At 67.7% G+C, this 19,248-nt stretch carries 21 protein-coding genes; 8 read left to right on the forward strand and 13 right to left on the reverse strand.

Annotated features, from left to right (window positions below):
• Positions 1-4: 4 nt before the first annotated feature.
• Positions 5-559 (forward strand): hypothetical protein, encoded by a 555-nt coding sequence (locus tag FHR20_RS14955; RefSeq protein ID WP_167300356.1) that lies wholly within the window; start codon positions 5-7, stop codon positions 557-559.
• Positions 560-561: 2 nt separating this feature from the next.
• Here the strand turns inward: FHR20_RS14955 and FHR20_RS14960 are convergent, their stop codons facing one another.
• The 13 genes from FHR20_RS14960 to coxB form a co-directional block, all read right to left on the reverse strand.
• A complete protein-coding gene (locus FHR20_RS14960; protein WP_167300357.1) occupies positions 562-858 on the reverse strand; it encodes a hypothetical protein in 297 nt (98 codons plus the stop codon).
• Positions 858-1,727, reverse strand: coding sequence for a class I SAM-dependent rRNA methyltransferase (locus FHR20_RS14965; protein WP_167300358.1), 870 nt, complete (start codon positions 1,725-1,727; stop codon positions 858-860). The genes FHR20_RS14960 and FHR20_RS14965 overlap by 1 nt, the downstream gene beginning before the upstream one ends.
• A 149-nt stretch (positions 1,728-1,876) precedes the next feature.
• Positions 1,877-3,268, reverse strand: a complete 1,392-nt coding sequence (gene thrC / locus FHR20_RS14970; protein ID WP_167300359.1) for a threonine synthase — start codon at positions 3,266-3,268, stop codon at positions 1,877-1,879.
• 90 nt (positions 3,269-3,358) lie between these two features.
• On the reverse strand, positions 3,359-3,979 hold the full coding sequence (locus FHR20_RS14975; RefSeq protein ID WP_167300360.1) for an SURF1 family protein: 621 nt from the start codon (positions 3,977-3,979) through the stop codon (positions 3,359-3,361).
• On the reverse strand, positions 3,979-4,380 hold the full coding sequence (locus FHR20_RS14980; RefSeq protein WP_286712022.1) for a DUF983 domain-containing protein: 402 nt from the start codon (positions 4,378-4,380) through the stop codon (positions 3,979-3,981). Before FHR20_RS14980 ends, FHR20_RS14975 begins: the two co-directional genes overlap by 1 nt.
• Position 4,381: 1 nt before the next feature.
• On the reverse strand, positions 4,382-5,284 hold the full coding sequence (locus FHR20_RS14985; RefSeq protein ID WP_086127484.1) for a cytochrome c oxidase subunit 3: 903 nt from the start codon (positions 5,282-5,284) through the stop codon (positions 4,382-4,384).
• A gap of 86 nt (positions 5,285-5,370) precedes the next feature.
• Complete coding sequence (locus FHR20_RS14990) at positions 5,371-5,931, reverse strand: cytochrome c oxidase assembly protein (protein WP_086127483.1); 561 nt, start codon at positions 5,929-5,931, stop codon at positions 5,371-5,373.
• Positions 5,928-6,104 carry a hypothetical protein gene (locus FHR20_RS14995; RefSeq protein WP_167300362.1) on the reverse strand — a complete coding sequence of 59 codons (177 nt, stop codon included), beginning with the start codon at positions 6,102-6,104 and terminating at the stop codon, positions 5,928-5,930. Before FHR20_RS14995 ends, FHR20_RS14990 begins: the two co-directional genes overlap by 4 nt.
• A complete protein-coding gene (locus FHR20_RS15000; RefSeq protein WP_167300363.1) occupies positions 6,101-7,003 on the reverse strand; it encodes a heme o synthase in 903 nt (300 codons plus the stop codon). The genes FHR20_RS14995 and FHR20_RS15000 overlap by 4 nt, the downstream gene beginning before the upstream one ends.
• A gap of 107 nt (positions 7,004-7,110) precedes the next feature.
• Complete coding sequence (locus FHR20_RS15005) at positions 7,111-8,595, reverse strand: hypothetical protein (RefSeq protein WP_167300364.1); 1,485 nt, start codon at positions 8,593-8,595, stop codon at positions 7,111-7,113.
• A gap of 178 nt (positions 8,596-8,773) precedes the next feature.
• Positions 8,774-9,667, reverse strand: a complete 894-nt coding sequence (locus FHR20_RS15010) for an aspartyl protease family protein (protein ID WP_167300365.1) — start codon at positions 9,665-9,667, stop codon at positions 8,774-8,776.
• 191 nt (positions 9,668-9,858) lie between these two features.
• A complete protein-coding gene (gene ctaD, locus FHR20_RS15015; RefSeq protein WP_167300366.1) occupies positions 9,859-11,526 on the reverse strand; it encodes a cytochrome c oxidase subunit I in 1,668 nt (555 codons plus the stop codon).
• A 4-nt stretch (positions 11,527-11,530) separates the two neighbouring features.
• Positions 11,531-12,616: a cytochrome c oxidase subunit II gene (gene coxB, locus FHR20_RS15020; RefSeq protein WP_380925821.1), complete on the reverse strand. Its 1,086-nt coding sequence runs from the start codon at positions 12,614-12,616 to the stop codon at positions 11,531-11,533.
• 166 nt (positions 12,617-12,782) lie between these two features.
• On the opposite strand from coxB, the gene pyrE reads away from it, so the two are divergent.
• The 7 genes from pyrE to FHR20_RS15055 are packed head-to-tail and all read left to right on the forward strand — an operon-like array spanning position 12,783 to position 19,242.
• On the forward strand, positions 12,783-13,379 hold the full coding sequence (gene pyrE / locus FHR20_RS15025) for an orotate phosphoribosyltransferase (RefSeq protein WP_208413674.1): 597 nt from the start codon (positions 12,783-12,785) through the stop codon (positions 13,377-13,379).
• A gap of 13 nt (positions 13,380-13,392) precedes the next feature.
• Positions 13,393-14,121 carry a pyridoxine 5'-phosphate synthase gene (locus tag FHR20_RS15030; RefSeq protein WP_167300369.1) on the forward strand — a complete coding sequence of 243 codons (729 nt, stop codon included), beginning with the start codon at positions 13,393-13,395 and terminating at the stop codon, positions 14,119-14,121.
• Between the two features lie 13 nt (positions 14,122-14,134).
• A complete protein-coding gene (acpS, locus tag FHR20_RS15035) occupies positions 14,135-14,539 on the forward strand; it encodes a holo-ACP synthase (protein WP_167300370.1) in 405 nt (134 codons plus the stop codon).
• Positions 14,539-15,411 (forward strand): signal peptidase I, encoded by an 873-nt coding sequence (gene lepB, locus FHR20_RS15040; protein WP_167300371.1) that lies wholly within the window; start codon positions 14,539-14,541, stop codon positions 15,409-15,411. The genes acpS and lepB overlap by 1 nt, the downstream gene beginning before the upstream one ends.
• Positions 15,408-16,574, forward strand: coding sequence for an AI-2E family transporter (locus FHR20_RS15045; RefSeq protein WP_167300372.1), 1,167 nt, complete (start codon positions 15,408-15,410; stop codon positions 16,572-16,574). The genes lepB and FHR20_RS15045 overlap by 4 nt, the downstream gene beginning before the upstream one ends.
• Positions 16,571-17,191 (forward strand): maleylacetoacetate isomerase, encoded by a 621-nt coding sequence (maiA, locus tag FHR20_RS15050; RefSeq protein WP_167300373.1) that lies wholly within the window; start codon positions 16,571-16,573, stop codon positions 17,189-17,191. Before FHR20_RS15045 ends, maiA begins: the two co-directional genes overlap by 4 nt.
• The gene (locus tag FHR20_RS15055) at positions 17,188-19,242 is read left to right on the forward strand and encodes a TonB-dependent receptor domain-containing protein (RefSeq protein WP_167300374.1); all 2,055 of its coding nucleotides are present in this window, start codon (positions 17,188-17,190) and stop codon (positions 19,240-19,242) included. The genes maiA and FHR20_RS15055 overlap by 4 nt, the downstream gene beginning before the upstream one ends.
• Positions 19,243-19,248: the final 6 nt, after the last annotated feature.

The following is a 19,248-nucleotide window of genomic DNA, read 5'->3' on the forward strand; positions in this document are numbered from 1 at the left end:
GACGATGCGGCGTTCGTTCCTTGGCGGTCTGGGGGCTTTGCTTGGCGCCGCGCGGGTCAAGGCACGGGAACAGGACAAGGCGCTCCTCCCACCCGTTCCAGCTTGGCATCCTTCCTTCGCTACGCCGCTCGATCGCATCGCCGATCGCGTCCGCTATTATCTGGACGGCAAGCGTGATTTCGCGCTGTTCCGTCACGGCACCTTCGCGATCCTTGCGGACGGGCTGTCCGACGAGGCTGCGCGTGCAGCAGCGCGCACTGCGCTGGCGGGCGTGTTCTGCGCGCATCCCGACATGAACCCGCTGCCGATGGACGACGGCAACATCCTGGTCCGCTACGGCCATGACACCGGCAACATCGTGCTAAGCGAAATCGCCAAGGCGCATCGGGCAGAGATCGAGGCGAAGCACCTCCAGGGCCTCACCACCGGCGAAGTGCTCATCACGCCGCTTGGCCCGAACAAGTTCGACGATTTCGGCAAGCAGGCGCTGCTCGGCCGCGCCTATATGTTCCTCGATGCGCAGGCGCCGGAGGTGGTGGCGATCCACCGGCGCGGCTGAGCTTACGCCTCGGGCGGCAGCTCGTCGCCATACACCACCATCGCCGAGCCCTCGGCCAGCGCATCCATGGCGGCGGCGCGCAGCACGGGGTCTTCGCTCGCACCCGGGTCGGCGACTTCCATGCCCTTTTCCAGCCGCACCAGCATCCAGCCCGTGCCAAGCGCGACACCGGCGGCCTTGGCCTGCGCTTCCTCGAAGCTGTCGGCCGAAACATAGATCAGCATCGCATGCCGACCGCCCGGCCGGCGGCCCTCGACGGTGTCCGCCACCGCAGTGGCGAGGAAGACCGAGAGGCCCATCAGCGGCGCCAGCGCGCGAAGATCGCGGTCGGCAGTTCCAGCCCGCGCGCTTCCTCGCGCACGGCCAGCTCGCCGCACTCCACTCTGCCGGGCAGGTGCGAGAGGTGCTGGCGCAGCAACTCGCCGATCGCCAGCGCCGACATGCGCACGGCATAGACCGTCAGGAACAGGAAGCGCGAATCCCGGTCGAGCAGCTTCGTCGCGTCGGCGATCAGCCCGGGCAGGCCTTCCTCCAGCTTCCACACTTCGCCATTGGGGCCGCGGCCCCATTTGGGCGGATCGAGGATGATCCCGTCATAGCGCCGCCCGCGCCGCACCTCGCGCGCGGTGAACTTGGCGGCATCGTCGATCATCCAGCGGATCGGCAAATCCTCCATGCCCGAAAGCGCGGCATTGGCCTTGCCTTCCGCGACCGATTTCTTCGAGGCATCGACATGCGTCACCCTGGCACCCTTGGCGGCCAAGGCGAGCGAGCCGACGCCGGTATAGCCGAACAGGTTCATGCATTCGGGCGCGTCCATCCCTTCGATTTGCGCGCGCATCCAGTGCCAGACCGGCGCCATGTCGGGGAAGAAGGCAAGGTGGCGAAAGGGCGTGTTCTGCGCCGTGAAGCGTACCTCCTCCCAGGCGAGCGGCCAGCCGTCCTGCGGCACGGATCCGGTGAAGCTCCAGCGACCGCCGCCATCCTCGTCCGCACCGGGCACGAACTCGCCATGTGCCTCCCAATTGCCGGAGGCGGGCGCCCACATCGCCTGGGGCTCGGGGCGGATGAAGCGATATTTGCCATAGCGCTCGAGCTTGCGGCCATGGCCGCTGTCGACGAGCCCGTAATCGGCCCAGGGCTCGCCGGTGAGAGTGATCAGGTCCATCGGCGAGTCTTTAGAGCCGAGTCCTCACCTCGTCATCCCCGCGCGGGATGGACGACGGATGTCGGGTTGGAGGAATGTCGCGCGAACGCCAGGCCGCTCCCCGGCCTTTGCCGGGGAACAGCCTCACCAGTTGCCGATCCGCTTGAGGTTCAGGCGCGCGGCTTGGCCAGCCCGGCGATGTAATCGCGGACCGCGTCGAGCGTGCCCGGCAGCACGTCGTAGCGCTCCTGCCGGTCGAACAGGTCGCCCACACGTGCGGGCAGCGACGGCCGTACGCCGGTGGCGCGCTCGACTGCGTCGGCGAACTTGGCCGGGTGCGCGGTCGCCAGCGTCACTACCGGCACGCCGGCGGGAACCTCCGCCCGGCGCGCGGCGGCAAGCCCGATCGCGCTGTGCGGGTCGATCACCTGCGCCGCTTCGGCAGAGGCCCAGCGCATCGTCGCGTTCATCTCGTCCGGGGTGATCCGGTCGCTCGCGAAGATCTTCGCTGCGCCTTCGGTCTGTGCGTTGGTGAGACGCATCGCCCGCGAAGTCTCGAAGCCGCGCATCTGCTCCGCCACGCTGGTGCCGGCGAGGTCGAACAGCAGCCGCTCGAAATTCGAGCTCACCTGGATGTCCATGCTCGGCGCCGCGGTCGGCGTGACCGTGCCCGCCGAATAGTCGCCGCTGGAAAGCGCCCGGTGAAGGATGTCGTTGACGTTGGTCGCGACGATCAGCCGCTCCACCGGCAGCCCCATCCGCGCCGCGACATAGCCGGCGAACACGTCGCCGAAATTGCCCGTCGGCACCGCGAAGGCGACCTTCTGTGCGGGCGCGCCGAGGCGGACCGCAGCGTAGAAATAATAGACCACCTGCGCCATCAGCCGGGCCCAGTTGATCGAGTTGACCGCACTGAGGCGGAAACGGCCGGAGAAGGCGGCGTCGTTGAACAGTGCCTTCACCATCGCCTGGGCATCGTCGAAGCTGCCCTCGATCGCGATGTTGTGGACATTGGGCGCCAGCACCGTGGTCATCTGGCGGCGCTGCACGTCGGACACGCGGCCCCTGGGGTGCAGCATGAAGATGTCTACGCCGTGCCGGCCGGCAACCGCGTCGATCGCGGCGCTGCCGGTGTCGCCCGACGTCGCGCCGACGATGGTCAGCGGCTCGCTGCTGCCGGTCAGGAACTTCTCGAAGAGCAGGCCGAGCAGCTGGAGCGCCACGTCCTTGAACGCCAGCGTCGGGCCGTGGAACAGCTCGAGCAGGAAGTGGCGATGGTCGAGCTGGACGAGCGGGGTCACCGCGGCCTGGGAGAAGCGGCCATAGGCCTGCTCGCAGAGCGCGCGCAGCGCGTCCTCGCGCAGATCCTCGCCGGTGAAGGGCGCCATCACCCGGACGGCGGTCTCGACATAGGACAGGCCCTTGAGCCCTTCGATATCCTCGCGGCTGAAGCTCGGCCATGTGGTCGGGACATAGAGTCCGCCGTCGCTCGCCAGGCCGGCAAGGGTCACGTCGCGGAAGCCAAGCAGCGGCGCACTGCCTCGGGTGCTCTGATATTGCATGAGGGCGGGGCCTAGCCGCGTGGAGGGAACTGAACAAGATAGGCTATGTTTAGACCGGCCTCGTCATTCCGGCGAACGCCGGGATGGCGGCTATGGCTTGGGCTTCTGGCGCCATTTGAGCGCCAGCAGATAGATCACCGAAGCGACCAGCGCGAACAGGAACCATTGCACCGCATAGGAGAGATGGTTGTTCGGCACGCTCGACAGGTCGGGCTTCGCCGTCGGCGCCAGGCCGGGTGCGGCATTTGCCGAGATCAGCATCAGATGCTTGGGCTCGCCGTCGAACAGCCCGGCGAGGAGCGGGCGGTGATCGGGGGCATGGGTGATCGTTCCGGTCACTTGCCCGCCCTGCCAAACCGGCTGGAACTTGGGGTCGGGCGCCACGCCCATGTCGACCAGCAGCACCGGCCCCTCGGCGCCGGTGCGGCACTGCGCGACATGGCGATAGCCGTTGGTGCCATTGGCCGCGCGTCCGCCCTGACTCTGCCAGCCCACCACCTGGAGGCAGAAGGCGCTGGCGCGGCGGAACAGATACCGGTCACCCACCGGCAGGCGCGGGAACGCCATTTCGGGCTTGTCGAAATTGGCGGCATATAGTTTCAGCGCATCGAGCTTCTCCGCGCGGCGCTGGAGCTGCCAGATGCCGAGCCCGATCATCGCGGCGACCGATAGGGCGACGACGATCGTCGGGATCAGGGGGAAACGTGGCATCATTCGCTCCGAACCCGCCCTTCGCCCGCGCGGTTGCGATATTCGAGCGCGAGCAGCAGGCCCTTGGAAAGGCGCAGCGCCAGGATCACCAGCGCCGTGGTGACCGGGATCCAGAGCAGCGCATGGATCAGCAGGCCCGGATGGAAGCCGAACTCCACCCATAGCGCCAGCGCCGTGACCAGCGCGCCGATGCCGAGGGTGAGGAACACCACCGGCCCGTCGCCGACGTTGAACCGGGTGAAGTCGAGCCCGCAGGCGGTGCACCGGTCGGCAAAGCCCGCGAAGCTCCGGAACAGGGTGGATGCGCCGCAGCACGGGCAGGCGCCCCTGGTTCCCGAAAGGATCGGGGGAGGCGATGCTGGACCGCCTCCCCCGGAAATGTCGTTCGCGTTGTCGGTCACGTCAGCCGTGGACCGGCGCGCCCCAGCCGCCCCAGACATAGATGGAGGCGAAGAGGAACAGCCACACCACGTCGACGAAGTGCCAGTACCAGGCGGCCGCCTCGAAGCCGAAATGCTGCTTGGGAGTGAAGTCGCCCCGATAGGCGCGGACCAGGTTCACGATCAGGAAGATCGTGCCCACGATCACGTGGAAGCCGTGGAAGCCGGTTGCCATGAAGAACGCGCCGCCATAGCTCGATCCGCCTTCGGATGCGGCATGGAAGGGGAAGGGCGCCTCGCTATACTCATAGGCCTGCAGGCAGCTGAAGGTGATGCCGAGGATCACGGTGAGCCACAGGCCCTTCTTGACCGTGTCGTTCTCGCCCACGCCGATCAGGCCCCACAGGCCCTTCTTCTCGCCGCCGCGCTCATTGTGGATCAGCCCGTGATGCGCCCAGGTGACGGTGCAGCCCGAGAGCAGCAGGATCAGCGTGTTGAGCAGCGGGAACTTCCAGGCATCGAGCACTTCCATGCCCTTGGGCGGCCATTGCCCGCCCACCGCCTCGACGTGCGAGGGGAAGAGCGAGAAGTCGAACCAGGCCCAGAACCAGCCGACGAAGAACATCACTTCGGAAGCGATGAACAGGATCATGCCGTAGCGCAGGTGGAGCTGCACGATCGGCGTGTGATCGCCGGCATGCGCCTCCTCGATCACCTTGCCCCACCAGCCGAACATGGTGAACGCCACGCCGACCAGGCCGGCCAGGAACACCCAGCCGCCGCCATTGTCCTTTTCCGGGGAGATGTGCGCGCCGTGCATCCACATGATCGCGCCCGACGCGAGAACCAGCGCCGAGAACGAGCCGAACAGCGGCCAGACGCTAGGCGGAAGGATATGGTACTGGTGATTCTTTGCCCCGGCCATCGAACTTCCCTGCTCCTGTTTTGCGGCAAGCTTTACGGTGCGAAATCGCTTCCCGCAACAATAGTCGCGCGCGGGCGGCTACGGCGTCAATGGGCCTTGGCGGCCGCTTCCTTCACTGCCGGCGATTCGGCCGGATAGAAGGTGTAGGAGAGGGTGATCTCCTGCACGTCGCGCGCATCGGGATCGTCGAGGATCTTGGGGTCGACATAGAAGATCACCGGCATGCGCACCGTCTCGCCCGGCTTCAGCGTCTGCTGGGTGAAGCAGAAGCACTGGATCTTGGTGAAATATTTGCCGACGAAGACCGGCGTGACGTTGAACGTCGCCGTGCCCGTCACTTCATGGTCGGACGTGTTGGTGGCGGTGAAGAACGCCATGTCGCGCCCGCCGATGTCGATCGTGTCCGATCGCCGCTCGGGCTGGAATTTCCAGGGAATGCCCTTGGCGACGTTGCTGTCGAAGGCAATGGTGATCTTCTGGCCCACGCTGCCCGGGGCGCGGGCCCCGCGCTGGGTGGTGCCGTTCAGCCCGGTCGCCTCGCAGAACATCCGGTAGAGCGGCACCGCCGCAAAGCCCAGCCCGGTCATCGAGCACACGCCGATCCCGGCAAGGATCGCGACGCGCAGGTTCCGGCCGATGCGGATCATCCCCCATGGCCCAGCTGGATCTTCACGATCGAGATCGCGAAGACGAGTACCACGAACAGGCCCAGCAGCACCGCCATCACGGTGGCGCGGCTGCGCTGGCGGGCGCGGATCAGCTCGGCTTCCTCGGCGGGGCCGGGCGGCGGAGGCGGGGCCTGGATCAGATCATCGGTCATGCGAACCACCTGTCGACGACGAGCGCGCCGAAAACAATGAACAGATAGAGGATCGAGAATTTGAACAGCCGCTTCTCCGGCACCATCATGTCCTCGGGCTCGGACCGGCGGATCGCCACCTGCACCGCCATGGCGAGGAACAGGCCGGACATCACCGCGGCGACGATCCCGTAGATCGGGCCGGTAAAGCCCAGCGGCCAGGGCGCCGCGGCGCACAGGATCATGGGCAGGGTGTAGAGGCCGATCTGGATCCGCGTCGACCTTTCGCCGGCCACCACCGGCAGCATCGGCACGCCGGCATTGGCATAGTCGGTCTTCACGAACAGCGCGAGCGCCCAGAAATGCGGCGGCGTCCACAGGAAGATCAGCGCGAACAGCAACACCGGCATCAGCGTCACGTCGCCCGTCGCCGCGGCCCAGCCGATCATCGGCGGAAAGGCCCCGGCCGCGCCGCCGATCACGATGTTCTGCGGGGTGCGGCGCTTGAGCCAGATCGTGTAGACGAACACGTAGAACAGGATCGAGGCGGCGAGGATGATCGTCGCCGCCAGGTTGATCGCGAAATACATCAGCACCAGCGAGAAGCCCGCTAGCCCCACGCCGAAGTGCAGCGCCGACTGGCGGTCCATCCGCCCCGCCGGGAGGGGGCGCTTCTGCGTCCGCTTCATCTTGGCGTCGAGATCGGCCTCGTACCATTGGTTGAGCGCCCCCGCCGCGCCCGCGCCCAGCGCGATGCACAGGATGGCGGTGAAGCCCAGCACGGGATGGATCGGCACCGGCGCGGCCAGCATGCCGCACAGCCCGGTGAAGACGACGAGGGTCATCACCCGCGGCTTGGTGAGCGCGAGGAAGTCGCGCCAGTCGGCGGGCAGGGTGACGGTGGCGGAAGCGGTGCTCATGGTCGTGCGTCGGCTATAGGGGCGTGGGGGGCGGGGGGGAAGGGGTGGCCGTTCGCGGCCCAAGCGAAAGCGCCCCGGGGAGTTGTGTCCCTCGGGGCGCCGCTTCGTCAGGCAATGTAGCCGGTGACGCCAAGTACGATAGCCTTGCCCGAGGGAAGCGCGGTCAGATTGTACGGCGTGCCCGATGCCGAATCGAAGAACTGCACCATCAGGCGCGGCCGGGTCACGCCATTTACGTTAAGCGACAGGATCGTCGCCCAGGCCGTAAGCGCGGTCCCCGACTGGTTGTACAGCAGCTGCGCCGTCGCCAGCTGGTCGGCGGCTGGCTGGCTGGCGGTGTCGAGGACGAACATCGAGGGATAGGTGCTGCTGATCTTCCCGCCAGCGGCAAAGCCCGTCGAAGCGTCCGCTCCCGTCGGTGTCGCGGTCAGCGTGCCGGTCGCGCCGTTGACCCGGGTGAGGAAGTTGCAGGCCAGCGACGCATCGGCGAGCGCTCCCATGCGGTGCCTGATCGTGCCGCCATCGTTGACGATCTGCACGGTGAAGGCCTGGATCTTCTGATGCTTGACCGCGAAGTCGCTCGAATAGAGGGCAAGGTTGCGCTGGTAGCTCGAGCCGTTGAATCCCGTGGCCGACGTGCCGCCGTAATAGGAGGAGCCGATTTTCAGGATGCCGTTGGTGGCGGGGAAGGGCTCTTCGAGCAGCGTGACTCGGCCGAGCGCCCATTCATCATAGTTGGTTGTGTCGACCTCGATCAGGTGGCTGTAGTGGGTGCCGCTGTCAGTCGAGATGAACAGGCCGTCCACGCTCACGTCGCCATTGATGCGCAGCGGCAGCCCGCTTGCCCCGGTCGCCTCGATCTCCATCCGGTTCACCACGGCGCCGTAGATGTCCGCGCCCACCGCCGAGGCCTGCATAGAGACGATGCCCGAAAGCAGATTGGCATTGCCGAAGACCTGAAGATTGGTGGCGCAGCCTTGCACGGTGACGTTGTCGATGATGCCGACATTGCCGAGCACCTGCAGCGCGACCGCATTGGGCGCCTCGCGCAACCAGAGGCCCTCGAGCAGGCCCTCGGTGCCGAACGGCGTTTCCTGAAGTGTCGGATCGTTGAATTTGGGGTTGTTGCCAAGCTCGAGGATATGGGTGACGCCGGCCTGGCAGCGGCCGTACCATGCGATGCCCGACAGCATCACTTTCTGCGCGCCATGCCCGTTGCTGCTCCACCATTTGCCGGTGGTCCCGGCCTTGCACCAGAAGGCCGAGGTCTGGCGGCCGGTGCCGATGATCGTAGTGAATTCATAGGTGGTGATCGCGCCGCACAGGAAATTGCGGGCGGTCATCAGGACGGCGCCGCCGGTGTCGTGCGCCCAATCGAGTGCCGCCTGGATCGCGGCGGTGTCGTCGGTGCCGGTTTGAGTCGCGGGGTCATAATCGCCCGCCGCGCCGAAATCCTCGAACGTCGCGAACTCGCGCAGCTTGTCGAGCGCAGTCCGGGCTGCGGCGGAAAGATTGTCCTGCGCGAAGCCGACCAGCGCGGCGCCCTTGCCCGCCGCGATCGAGGCCAAATCGGTGTCGGTAACGAAAGCCATCTCGGTTCTCCTTGTTTGGAACAAAGATAGAACATTCGCGATCCTACATTGCAACGATCCTGAGAAACCCCGCGGCGCCCCCCAATGAAAGCACCCGGAAGTTTCCCTCCGGGTGCTTCGCGTTTCAGCCCTTCGGCTCGGCCCGATGGGGCTCGTCGTCCGCGACGGCCGGTCGCGCTTAGTGCTTCGCCGCTTCGTCGAGCGGGATCGCCGCCTTGGGCGGCACGGGCGGCTTGCCGATCCAGGCGAGGCCGCGGGCAAGGTCGATCGTCACCACCCAGTTGCGCAGGAACGGCATGCCGAGATTGCCGTCCATGATCATGTCCGGCGTGAAGGCGTCGGCGGTGGTCGCGCGGATATCGCCCAGCACTTCGAAATCGGCCGGCTGCTTGCCTTCCTGCTTCGGGTCCATCCCCACCAGCTCGGCGATGGGCTTGGAGACGAGCACGGTGCCGCCATTGCCCGAATCGAGCTCGAACCACAGGCTGCCCTTCTTGCTCGGCACCGCGGCCATCACCGCCAGCGCGCCGCCATCGATCTCGCGCTTCAGCCGGATGCGCAGCGGCCGCATGCCGGCGACGCGCACGGCCCGGCTCGCTTCGGATTCGAGCGTCATCGTGCCGGCCGCGAAGTCGAAGGTCACCGTGCGGCCCTCGAACAGGTTGAGCCCGATGATCCCGTCCAGCGCGGCGTTCTTCGGATTGTCCGCCGCCATGTTTATCAGCCCGGTGATCGGCGGCCTGGCAGCGACGATCCCGCCCACCGTGATCGCGATATTCTCGCCGCAATGGGGGCCGTCGAAGCGCTTGCCCATCATGTTGTAGCCGGTAAGGCGCCCCCAGGGCTCGCAGCCGGCCCGGGTGGCCGTCTCGCGCGAGACGAGCGTGATGCCGGCGCCGGTGTCGAGCAGGTACAGCCCCTTCTTGCCGGCGATCTCGGCTTCCATGGCCCAGCGGGTGCGCCACGGCTTCATCTGGATCACCGCCTCGGGCGCGGCGGGCGGTGCCGTCTGCGCCTCGGCGGCGGGCATGGCGGCGAACAGCAGCGCAAAGGCGCAGGGCAGGAACTTCATCACCGGGTCTCCCTGAAAATGTTCCGGCGTTCGTTCCGCCTGCGCATCTTTCTGCACGATGAACCGCGGATGTCATGCGACGAATATCGCTTCCGGCGCGACGAAACCGGACGGCCCGGCGGCGGCCCAACGAGAACGCCCCGGAAGTTTCCTCCCGGGGCGCTTCTCGTTTCAGCCTGTCGGCGCAAGCATCAGTGGTGATGCCCGTCCTCGATGACCGGCAGCGTCTCGAACTGGTGGAACGGCGGCGGGCTCGACAGCGTCCATTCGAGAGTCGTCGCGCCTTCGCCCCAGGGATTGCCCTCCGCCTTGCGGCCGGCGACCAGCGCCCAGATCACATTGACGAAGAAGATCACCATCGAGAGCGCCATGATGAAATAGCCCATGGTGGCGACATGGTTCCACAGCGCATAGGCATCCGGATAGTCCGGATAGCGGCGCGGCATGCCCTGCAGGCCCAGGAAGTGCATCGGGAAGAACAGAATGTTCACGCCGATGAAGAAGATCCAGAAGTGCAGCTGGCCGAGCAGCTCGCTGTACATGCGGCCGCTCATCTTCGGGAACCAATAGTAGAAGCCGGCGAACAGCGAGAACACCGCGCCGAGCGACAGCACGTAATGGAAGTGCGCGACGACGTAATAGGTGTCCTGCATATAGTCGTCGACGCCACCGTTCGCGAGCACGACGCCGGTCACGCCGCCCACGGTGAACATGAAGATGAAGCCGATCGCCCAGACCATCGGGGTCTTGAAGCTGATCGAGCCGCCCCACATGGTGGCGATCCACGAGAAGATCTTCACGCCCGTCGGCACCGCGATCACCATGGTGGCGGCGGTGAAGTACATCTTGATCGTCACCGACATGCCGGTGGTGAACATGTGGTGCGCCCACACGACGAAGCCGACCAGGCCGATCGCGACCATGGCATAGGCCATGCCGAGATAGCCGAACACCGGCTTGCGGCTGAAAGTGGCGATGATCTGGCTGACGATGCCGAAGCCCGGCAGGATCATGATGTACACTTCGGGGTGTCCGAAGAACCAGAACAGGTGCTGGTAGAGGATCGGGTCGCCGCCATATTGCGGGTCGTAGAAGGCGGTGCCGAAGTTGCGGTCGGTCAGCAGCATGGTGATCGCGGCGGCGAGCACCGGCAGCGCCAGCAGCAGCAGGAAGGCGGTGATCAGCACCGACCACACGAACAGCGGCATCTTGTGCAGGGTCATGCCCGGCGCGCGCATGTTGAAGATCGTGGTGATGAAGTTGATCGCGCCCAGGATCGAGCTGGCGCCCGCCAGGTGGAGCGACAGGATCGCCATGTCGACCGACGGCCCCGGCTCGCCATAGGTGGAGAGCGGAGCATAGACCGTCCAGCCGGTGCCGGCACCGACGCCGGCGAAGGGCGAGGCTAGCAGCAGCAGGAAGGCCGGGATCAGCAGCCAGAACGAGATGTTGTTCATGCGCGGGAACGCCATGTCCGGCGCACCGATCATGATCGGGACGAACCAGTTGCCGAAGCCGCCGATCATCGCGGGCATGACCATGAAGAACACCATGATCAGGCCGTGCGCGGTGATCAGCACGTTCCAGAAGTGCATGGCGTCGTCGAACTTGGTCTCGTTGCCGTGCAGGTAGCTCAGCCAGGTCGGCAGATACTGGATGCCCGGCTCCATCAGCTCGACGCGCATCAGGCCCGAGATCGCGCCGCCGATGATGCCGGCGACGATCGCGAAGATCAGGTAGAGCGTGCCGATGTCCTTGTGGTTCGTCGACATGAACCAGCGGGCGAAGAAGCCCGGCTTGTGATCGGCATCGTGGTGATCATGCGCATGGTCATGCGCGTGGAGGGCGATATCGGTCATGGTCTCACTTGCCCGTCGTGTTGCCGGCGGCGGCGTTGGCGGCCGGCGCGGTCTCGTTGGTGGCGGCCGGTTCGGCGGCGGCATTGGTCTCGGCGGCCGGCGCGGCGGCGTTCTGCGCGGCCGTCGCTGCCGCGGCAGCGGCGACCTCGGCCGGCATGGTGCCGCCCTTCGACTTCACCCACTGGGCGAACTCGGCCGGCGACACGGCCTCGACCGCGATCGGCATGTACGCGTGGCGCGCACCGCACAGTTCGGAGCACTGGCCGAAATACAGGCCCGGCTTCTCGATGGTGAAGCTCGTCTCGTTGAGCTTGCCCGGCACCGCGTCGAGCTTGATCCAGAAGGCGGGGACGGCCCAGCTGTGGATCACGTCCTGCGCGGTGGTGATCAGGCGGATCGGCACGCCGACCGGCAGCACGACGCGCTGGTCGGTCGCGAGCAGGCGCGGGCCGTCGGCATCGGTGCGGTAGCGCGTGCCGGCCGGGACCTGGCTCTGCTCCTTGAGCATGTTGGCGGTCAGCTGGATGCCGCCATTGTCCGGATATTCATAGCTCCAGAACCACTGGTTGCCGATCGCCTTCAAGGTGATCGCATCCTTGGGCGCGGGCTTGAACTGCGCGGCGAGCAGCTTGATCGACGGCACCGCGATGGCGACCAGGATCAGCACCGGCACCAGCGTCCAGATGATCTCGATCGCGGTGTTGTGCGCGGTGCGGCTCGGCTCCGGATTGGCGGCGCGGCGATAGCGGAAGATCACCCACACCAGCAGGATCAGCACGAAGATCGAGATGAAGGTGATCAGCGGCAGCAGGATGTAGTTGTGGAAATCATGCGCCTCGCGGCCGGTGGCGGTCACCTGCGGCTGGAGCGTGATCGCGTCGGCCGTCGGCTGGCCGATGCCCGGTGCCGCCTTGGTCAACGGCTTGCCCGAAGCATCGAGCGTGGGATCGGCGACTGCCGGCGTGGCGGCCGCGGCCGGAGCGGCGGCGTTCGCGACCGGCGCCGCGGTGTTTGCAACAGGCTCCTGGGCCGAGGCGGGCGTGGCGAACGCCATCCCCGCCGCCAGGAGGATCGAAGTCAACCCAAGCATGCGCATCGTCTATCTTCACCCTGTTCCGCAAGAGCCCCGGGCTGGGAAAGGATTACCCCCAGTGCAACTGGCGTATACGAGCCACGCATCCATTCTCAACCCTTTTTGATCGCCCGTTGCGGTCGTTGGAGGGTGGTCCTAAGGGAAATCGACAATCCCGGTGGCGATGGAGCGAGCATTGGAAGGCAACGCAATTCTGGACGAGTTTCGTGCTGCAGGTGCGTTGCTCGAGGGCCATTTCATTCTTTCCTCGGGCCTTCGTTCACCCATCTTCTTGCAAAAGATGCGTATTTTCGAGGACCCCGTTCGCACCGGGCGTGTGTGCGGTGCACTAGGAAAGCTGATCCGCGAATCGTTCGGACAGGTCGACATGGTCGTCTCGCCGGCGATCGGCGGAATCATCCCGGGCTATGAGACGGCCCGGGCGCTGGGCTGCAGGGCGGTGTTCGTCGAGCGCGAGGACGGCGAATTCCAGCTGCGCCGCGGCTTCGAGATTCCCGAAGGCGCCCGGATCGTGATGGTCGAGGACATCGTCACCACCGGGCTTTCGTCGCGCGAGTGCATCGCCGCGATCCGCAAGCATCCGGGCGTGCTGCTCGGCGCCGCCTGCATTGTCGACCGTTCGAACGGCAGCGCAGACGTCGGCGTGCCGCTCGTCTCGCTGCTCAAGATGGACGTGCCCGCCTATCCGGCGGACCAGCTGCCCCCCGAACTCGCGGCGATTCCCGCGATCAAGCCCGGCAGCCGGGCGATCACGGCATAGGGAGGCGCCGAGGGTGAACGGAAAGCTCCGCCTGGGCGTCAATATCGATCACGTCGCCACCGTGCGCAATGCGCGCGGCTCGGGTTATCCCGATCCGGTGCGCGCGGCCCTGCTCGCGGCCGAGGCCGGCGCGGACGGCATCACTGCGCATCTGCGCGAGGATCGCCGGCACATCACCGACGACGACATCGCCCGGCTCTCCGCCGAGCTGACGGTGCCGCTCAACCTCGAGATGGCGGCGACCGGCGAGATGCTCGCGATCGCGCTGCGCCATCGCCCGCATGCGGTGTGCATCGTCCCCGAGAAGCGCGAGGAGCGCACCACCGAGGGCGGGCTGGATGTCGCGGGGCATTTCGACCATCTCGCACCGATGGTGGCGAGGCTGCGCGAGAATGGCAGTCGCGTGTCGCTGTTCATCGAGCCCGACGCGCGCCAGATCGACGCGGCGCTGCGGCTGGGCGCGCCGGTCGTCGAATTCCACACCGGCCGCTATTGCGAGCTGGCCGAGACGGATCGCGCCGCCGAGCTGCGCCGAATCGCCGATGCCGCCGCCCTCGCCGCCAAGGCGGGGATCGAGCCGCATGCCGGCCACGGCCTGACCTTCGACAATGTGATCCCGATCGCGGCGATCCCGCAGGTCATGGAGCTGAACATCGGCCATTTCCTGATCGGCGAGGCGATCTTCGACGGCCTCGTTCCGGTGATTCGGCGGATGCGCGCGCTGATGGACGCGGCGCGGTGAGGGTTGCGCCGTCATGATCCTCGGCCTGGGCTCCGACCTCTGCAATATCGAGCGGATCCGGAAGTCGCTGGACCGTTTCGGCACACGTTTCGAGCAGCGCAGCTTCACCGATCTGGAGATCGCCAAGGCGAAGACCCGCCCGCACAACTATGCCGCCACGCTCGCCAAGCGCTTCGCCGCGAAGGAGGCTTTCTCCAAGGCCGTGGGAACCGGGTTCAAGGCGGGCGTGTTCATGAAGGACATCGGTGTCGTCAACGCGCCCTCCGGCGCGCCTGCGCTGGCATTGACCGGAGGCGCGAAGGCGAGGCTTGACGCCATCACCCCCGCGGGTCACGTCGCCAAGGTGCATCTGACGCTGACGGACGATCATCCCTGGGCGTTCGCCATGGTCATGATCGAGGCGGTGAAGGAAGATTGATGGGGGCGGACGAGCTCGCGTTGAGTCACGAAGCGTTCGAGGAAGAGGCCGAAGCCCGGACGCGCACCGACTGGTGGGCGGAAGCGCGCGGCATCCTGTGGCTGGTGCTCGCGGTGCTCGGCTTTCACAGCCTGATCGCCAAGCCCTTCTTCATCCCCAGCGAATCGATGCTGCCCGGCCTGCTCGTCGGCGATCGGCTGGTGGTGACCAAATATCCCTATGGCTATAGCTGGGTGACGCCGACCTTCCATGTGCTGCCCTTCATGCACGGCCGTATCCTGGGCAGGCTGCCCGAGCGCGGCGACGTGGTGATCGTCACGCCGCCCGGCACCAACACCGACTATATCAAGCGCGTGATCGGCCTGCCCGGCGACACGATCGCCGTCAGGGGCGGTATCGTCTATCTGAACGGCAAGGCGGTCCCGCGTCGCGCGATGGGCGATCGCTACATTCCCGTCGATCCCAATACGCGCTGCAGCGAGGACCAATATCCCGGCTTCCTCGTCACGCGGGCCGGCCGGCAATATTGCCGCCTGCCGATCTTCCGCGAGACGCTGCCCAACGGCCGCTCCTACGACACGGTCGACCTTGGCTTCCGTCCCGGCCGCGCGGACAATTATCCCGAGATCCGCGTGCCCCGGGACAAGGTGTTCCTGATGGGCGACAATCGCGACAATTCGGCCGACAGCCGCTTCCCGCTCGCGCAGGGCGGGCTGGGCGGCCCGGTGCCGTGGGAGAATATCGGCGGCCGCGCCGAGTTCATCACCTTCAGCCTCGACGGCAGCGCCAGCTGGAATCCGCTGACCTGGCCCCGATCCTTCCGCCCCGGCCGCGCCGGCACCTCGCTTCACCCGCAACGGGACAGTCAATGATGAGCGATCCGCTAGCCTCCCCGCACGTCCATGTCGTCCAGGAGCCGGGGCCCAACGAACTGCGCGACCCGCTGGTCCGCGCCGAACTGAAGAAGGCGAGCGTCTGGTTCGGCCTCGGTATCGCGGTCGCCCTGTTCGTGCTGCTGATCCAGCCGATCCTGATCATCTTCGGCGGGCTGGTCTTCGCATCGATGCTGGATGGCGGCGCGCGGCTGCTCGGCCGCATCCTGCCGATCCCGCGCGCGCTGCGGATCGTGATCGTCGTCCTGCTGGTGATCGCCTTCTTCGCCGGCATCTTCTACCTGACCGGCGTCCAGATCGCCGCCCAGGCGGAACAGCTGCGCACCACGCTGGAAGTGCAGGCGAACAAGGTCGCCCAATGGGTGGCCGATCTGGGCCTGATGCCGGGCCGCTCCGATCTCACCGGCCTCGCCCAGCAGGCGCTGGGCAGCGTCGGGCGGCTCACTTCGGCGGTGGGCTCGGTGTTCGGCGCGGTCTCGTCGCTGCTGATGATCGTGGTCATCGGCCTGTTCGTGGCGCTGGAGCCGCGCATCTACGAGCGCGGCCTGCAATGGATGGTGCCGAGGGACGCACGCGATTCGTTCGCGCTCACCATCAGCCGCATGGCGACGACGATGCGGCGGCTGCTTGCCGGGCGCCTGTTCGGCATGCTCTTCGAAGGCGTGGTCACCGCCTTCTTCCTGTGGCTGGCCGGCGTGCCGATGGCGCTGCTGCTCGGGATCATCACCGGCGTGCTCGCCTTCATCCCCAATATCGGTGCCTTCATCTCCGGCGTGATGATGATCTCGGTGGGCTTCAGCGCCGGCACCGAGACCGGCATCTGGGCGATCATCATCTATTTCGGCGTGCAGAATTTCGACGGCTATGTGGTGATCCCGATGGTCGCGCGGCGCACGGTAGACATGCCGCCGGCGCTCACCCTCTCGTCGCAGATCCTCGCCAGCACGCTGTTCGGCGTGCTCGGCCTGGCGCTGGCCGATCCGATCGTGGCGATGATCAAGGTCGCGCTGGAGAGCGAGGCGGAGCGCGCCGCCCGCGCCGCCGAGGAGGAGAGCCCGCGACTCAAATGGCGCGTCCGCCTGCGCCGGGGCTATGAGGAAGAGGCGGCCACGCCGCTCGATCCGCCGGTGGGTGCACCATGATCCTCCACGACTATTTCCGCTCCTCGGCCGCCTATCGCGTCCGCATCGCGCTGAACCTGAAGGGCCTGGCCTATGCGCGGCGCGACGTCATGCTGCTCGAGGACCAGCAGCGCTCGCCGGAGCATCTCGCCCGCAACCCCCAGGGCTTCGTCCCCGCGCTGGAAGTCGATGGCAAGGTGATCACCCAGAGCCTGGCGATCATCGAATGGCTCGATGCGCGCCATCCCGAGCCGCGGCTGATCCCCGCCGATCCCGATGCCCGCGCCGGGGCGATGGCCCGGGCGCTCGTCATCGCGGCGGACACGCATCCGCTCAACAATCTGCGCGTGATGCGGCGCCTGAAGGCGATGGGCGTGGACGAGGAGGAGCGGAACGCCTGGACCCGCCACTGGATCGCCGAGGGCTTCGCCGCGCTGGAAGCGATGGCGGGGGGCGGGCGCTTCCTCGGCGGCGATGCGCCGGGGATCGCCGATCTCTGCCTGGTGCCCCAGATGTACAATGCCCGGCGCTTCGAGACGCCGCTCGACGCCTTCCCCCGGCTGGTCGCGATCGACGCCGCCGCCACCGCGCTGCCCGCCTTCGCCGCCGCCCATCCCGACGCGGTGGCGCCCAAGTGAGGGCCGCCGGGCTGGCGGCGGGCCTGCTGCTCGCCGCCCCCGCTCTGGCGCAGGAACAGGAGCCCGACGCGATCGTCGTCACCGGCCGCGGGCTTGCGGCGCCGCCGGGCGATGCCGCCTATGACGTGGTGACGATCGCGCGCGACCGCATCGCCGGCACCGCCAGCGGCCGGCTGGAGGATGCGCTGCGCGATGCCGCCGGCCTCGCCCAGTTCCGCCGCTCCGATTCGCGCTCGGCCCATCCGACTTCGCAGGGAGTCACGCTGCGGGGCCTGGGCGGCAATGCGTCGAGCCGCGCGCTGCTGCTGCTCGACGGCGTGCCCCAGGCCGATCCCTTCGGCGGCTGGATCGCCTTTCCCGCCTATCTTCCCGTGCGCCTTGCCGGTGCGCGAATCGTGCGGGGCGGGGGCAGCGGCTATGCCGGGCCGGGTGCGCTCGCCGGCACGATCGAGCTGGAGAGTGGCAGCCCGTCGCAGCTTGGCCGGCTTTCGCTCGACGCGCTCGGCGGCAGCCGCGACAGCCTCGATCTCTCGGGCGTCGGCGCGGTCGAGCTCGGGCGCGGCTTCGCCACCATTGCCGGGCAATATGCGCGCGGCGACGGCTTCACGCCGATCGTCGCGGCGGATCGCGGGCCGGTCGACCGGCCGGCGCCCTATGAACAGGCCGCCATCGCCCTGCGCGCCGTCACCGGCATCGGCGCCGATACCGAGCTCCAGGCCAATCTCTCGGCCTTCACCGACCGCCGCGACCGCGGCATGGATTTCACGCGGGCGAAGAGCGAAGGCGCCGATGCCAGCCTTCGCCTCGTGGGGCGCGGCGCCTGGGGCTGGTCGGCGCTTGCCTGGCTCCAGGCACGCGATTTCGCCTCGGGCTTCGCGGCGGTCAACGATGCGCGTACCGCCGTCACGCCGGCGCTCGACCAATATGCCGTGCCCGCCACCGGCCTGGGCGCGCGGCTGGAGGTCGCCCCGCCCGTCGGCGGGGGCGTGACGCTTCGCCTCGGTGCGGACCTGCGCCGCGTCTCGGGCCGGACCGAGGAACTCTATACCTATGTCGCCGGCCGCCCGACTCGCCGCCGCGTCGCGGGAGGCGAGAGCCTGACCGTCGGCGGTTTCGCCGATGCCAGCTACGAAAGCGGGCCGCTCACGCTCAGCCTGGGCGGGCGCCTCGATCATTGGGACATCGCCGACGGTACGCTGCTCGAGACGTCGCTCGCGCCCGGCCCGGTGATCGCGAGCAGCCGCTTCCCCGATCGCCGGGGCTGGGAAGCCACCGGCCGCGCGGGCGCCGCCTATCGGCTGGGCGCCGTGACGCTGCGCACGGCCGCATATCGGGGCTGGCGCCTGCCGACGCTCAACGAGCTCTACCGCCCCTTCCGCGCGGGTGCCGACGCCACCGCCGCCAATGCCGCGCTCGCTCCCGAGCGGCTGGTCGGGGCGGAGATCGGGGTGGACTGGCGCCCCGTCGCGGCACTGACCATCCGTGCCACCGGCTATTGGAACCGCCTCGACGGCGCGATCGCTAACGTCACGCTGGCGCAGGGGCCGGGCAGCTTTCCCGGCGTGGGCTTCGTCTCCGCGGCGGGCTTCTATCGCCAACGCCGGAACCTCGATGCAGTCACCGCCAGGGGGGTGGAGCTCGACGGGCGCTGGGTGGCCGGCGCCTTCAGCCTGGCCGCATCCTATGCCTTCACCGATTCGCGCGTGGCCGCATCGGGCGTCGCGGCTTCGCTCGATGGCATGCGCCCGGCCCAGACCGCGCGGCACCAGGCGAGCGCGACGCTCGGCTGGGCGCGGGGCGAGGCCGGGGCGTCGCTCACCGCCCGCTATGCGGGGCCGCAGTTCGAGGACGACCAGAACCGCCGCACGCTGAAGGGCGCCTTCACGCTCGATGCCGCCGCCACGCTGCCGCTCGCGCACGATTTCGCGCTCCAGGCGCGGGCGGAGAATATCTTCGATGCCGAGGTGCAGGCCGGGATCAGCGGCCCGGGCGCGATCGAGCGCGCGCTGCCGCGCACCCTGTGGCTGGGCGTGCGGTTGCGGCTGCGCTGATCCCCG

Source organism: Sphingomonas leidyi (genome assembly GCF_011761945.1).
Lineage (GTDB): Bacteria > Pseudomonadota > Alphaproteobacteria > Sphingomonadales > Sphingomonadaceae > Sphingomonas > Sphingomonas leidyi.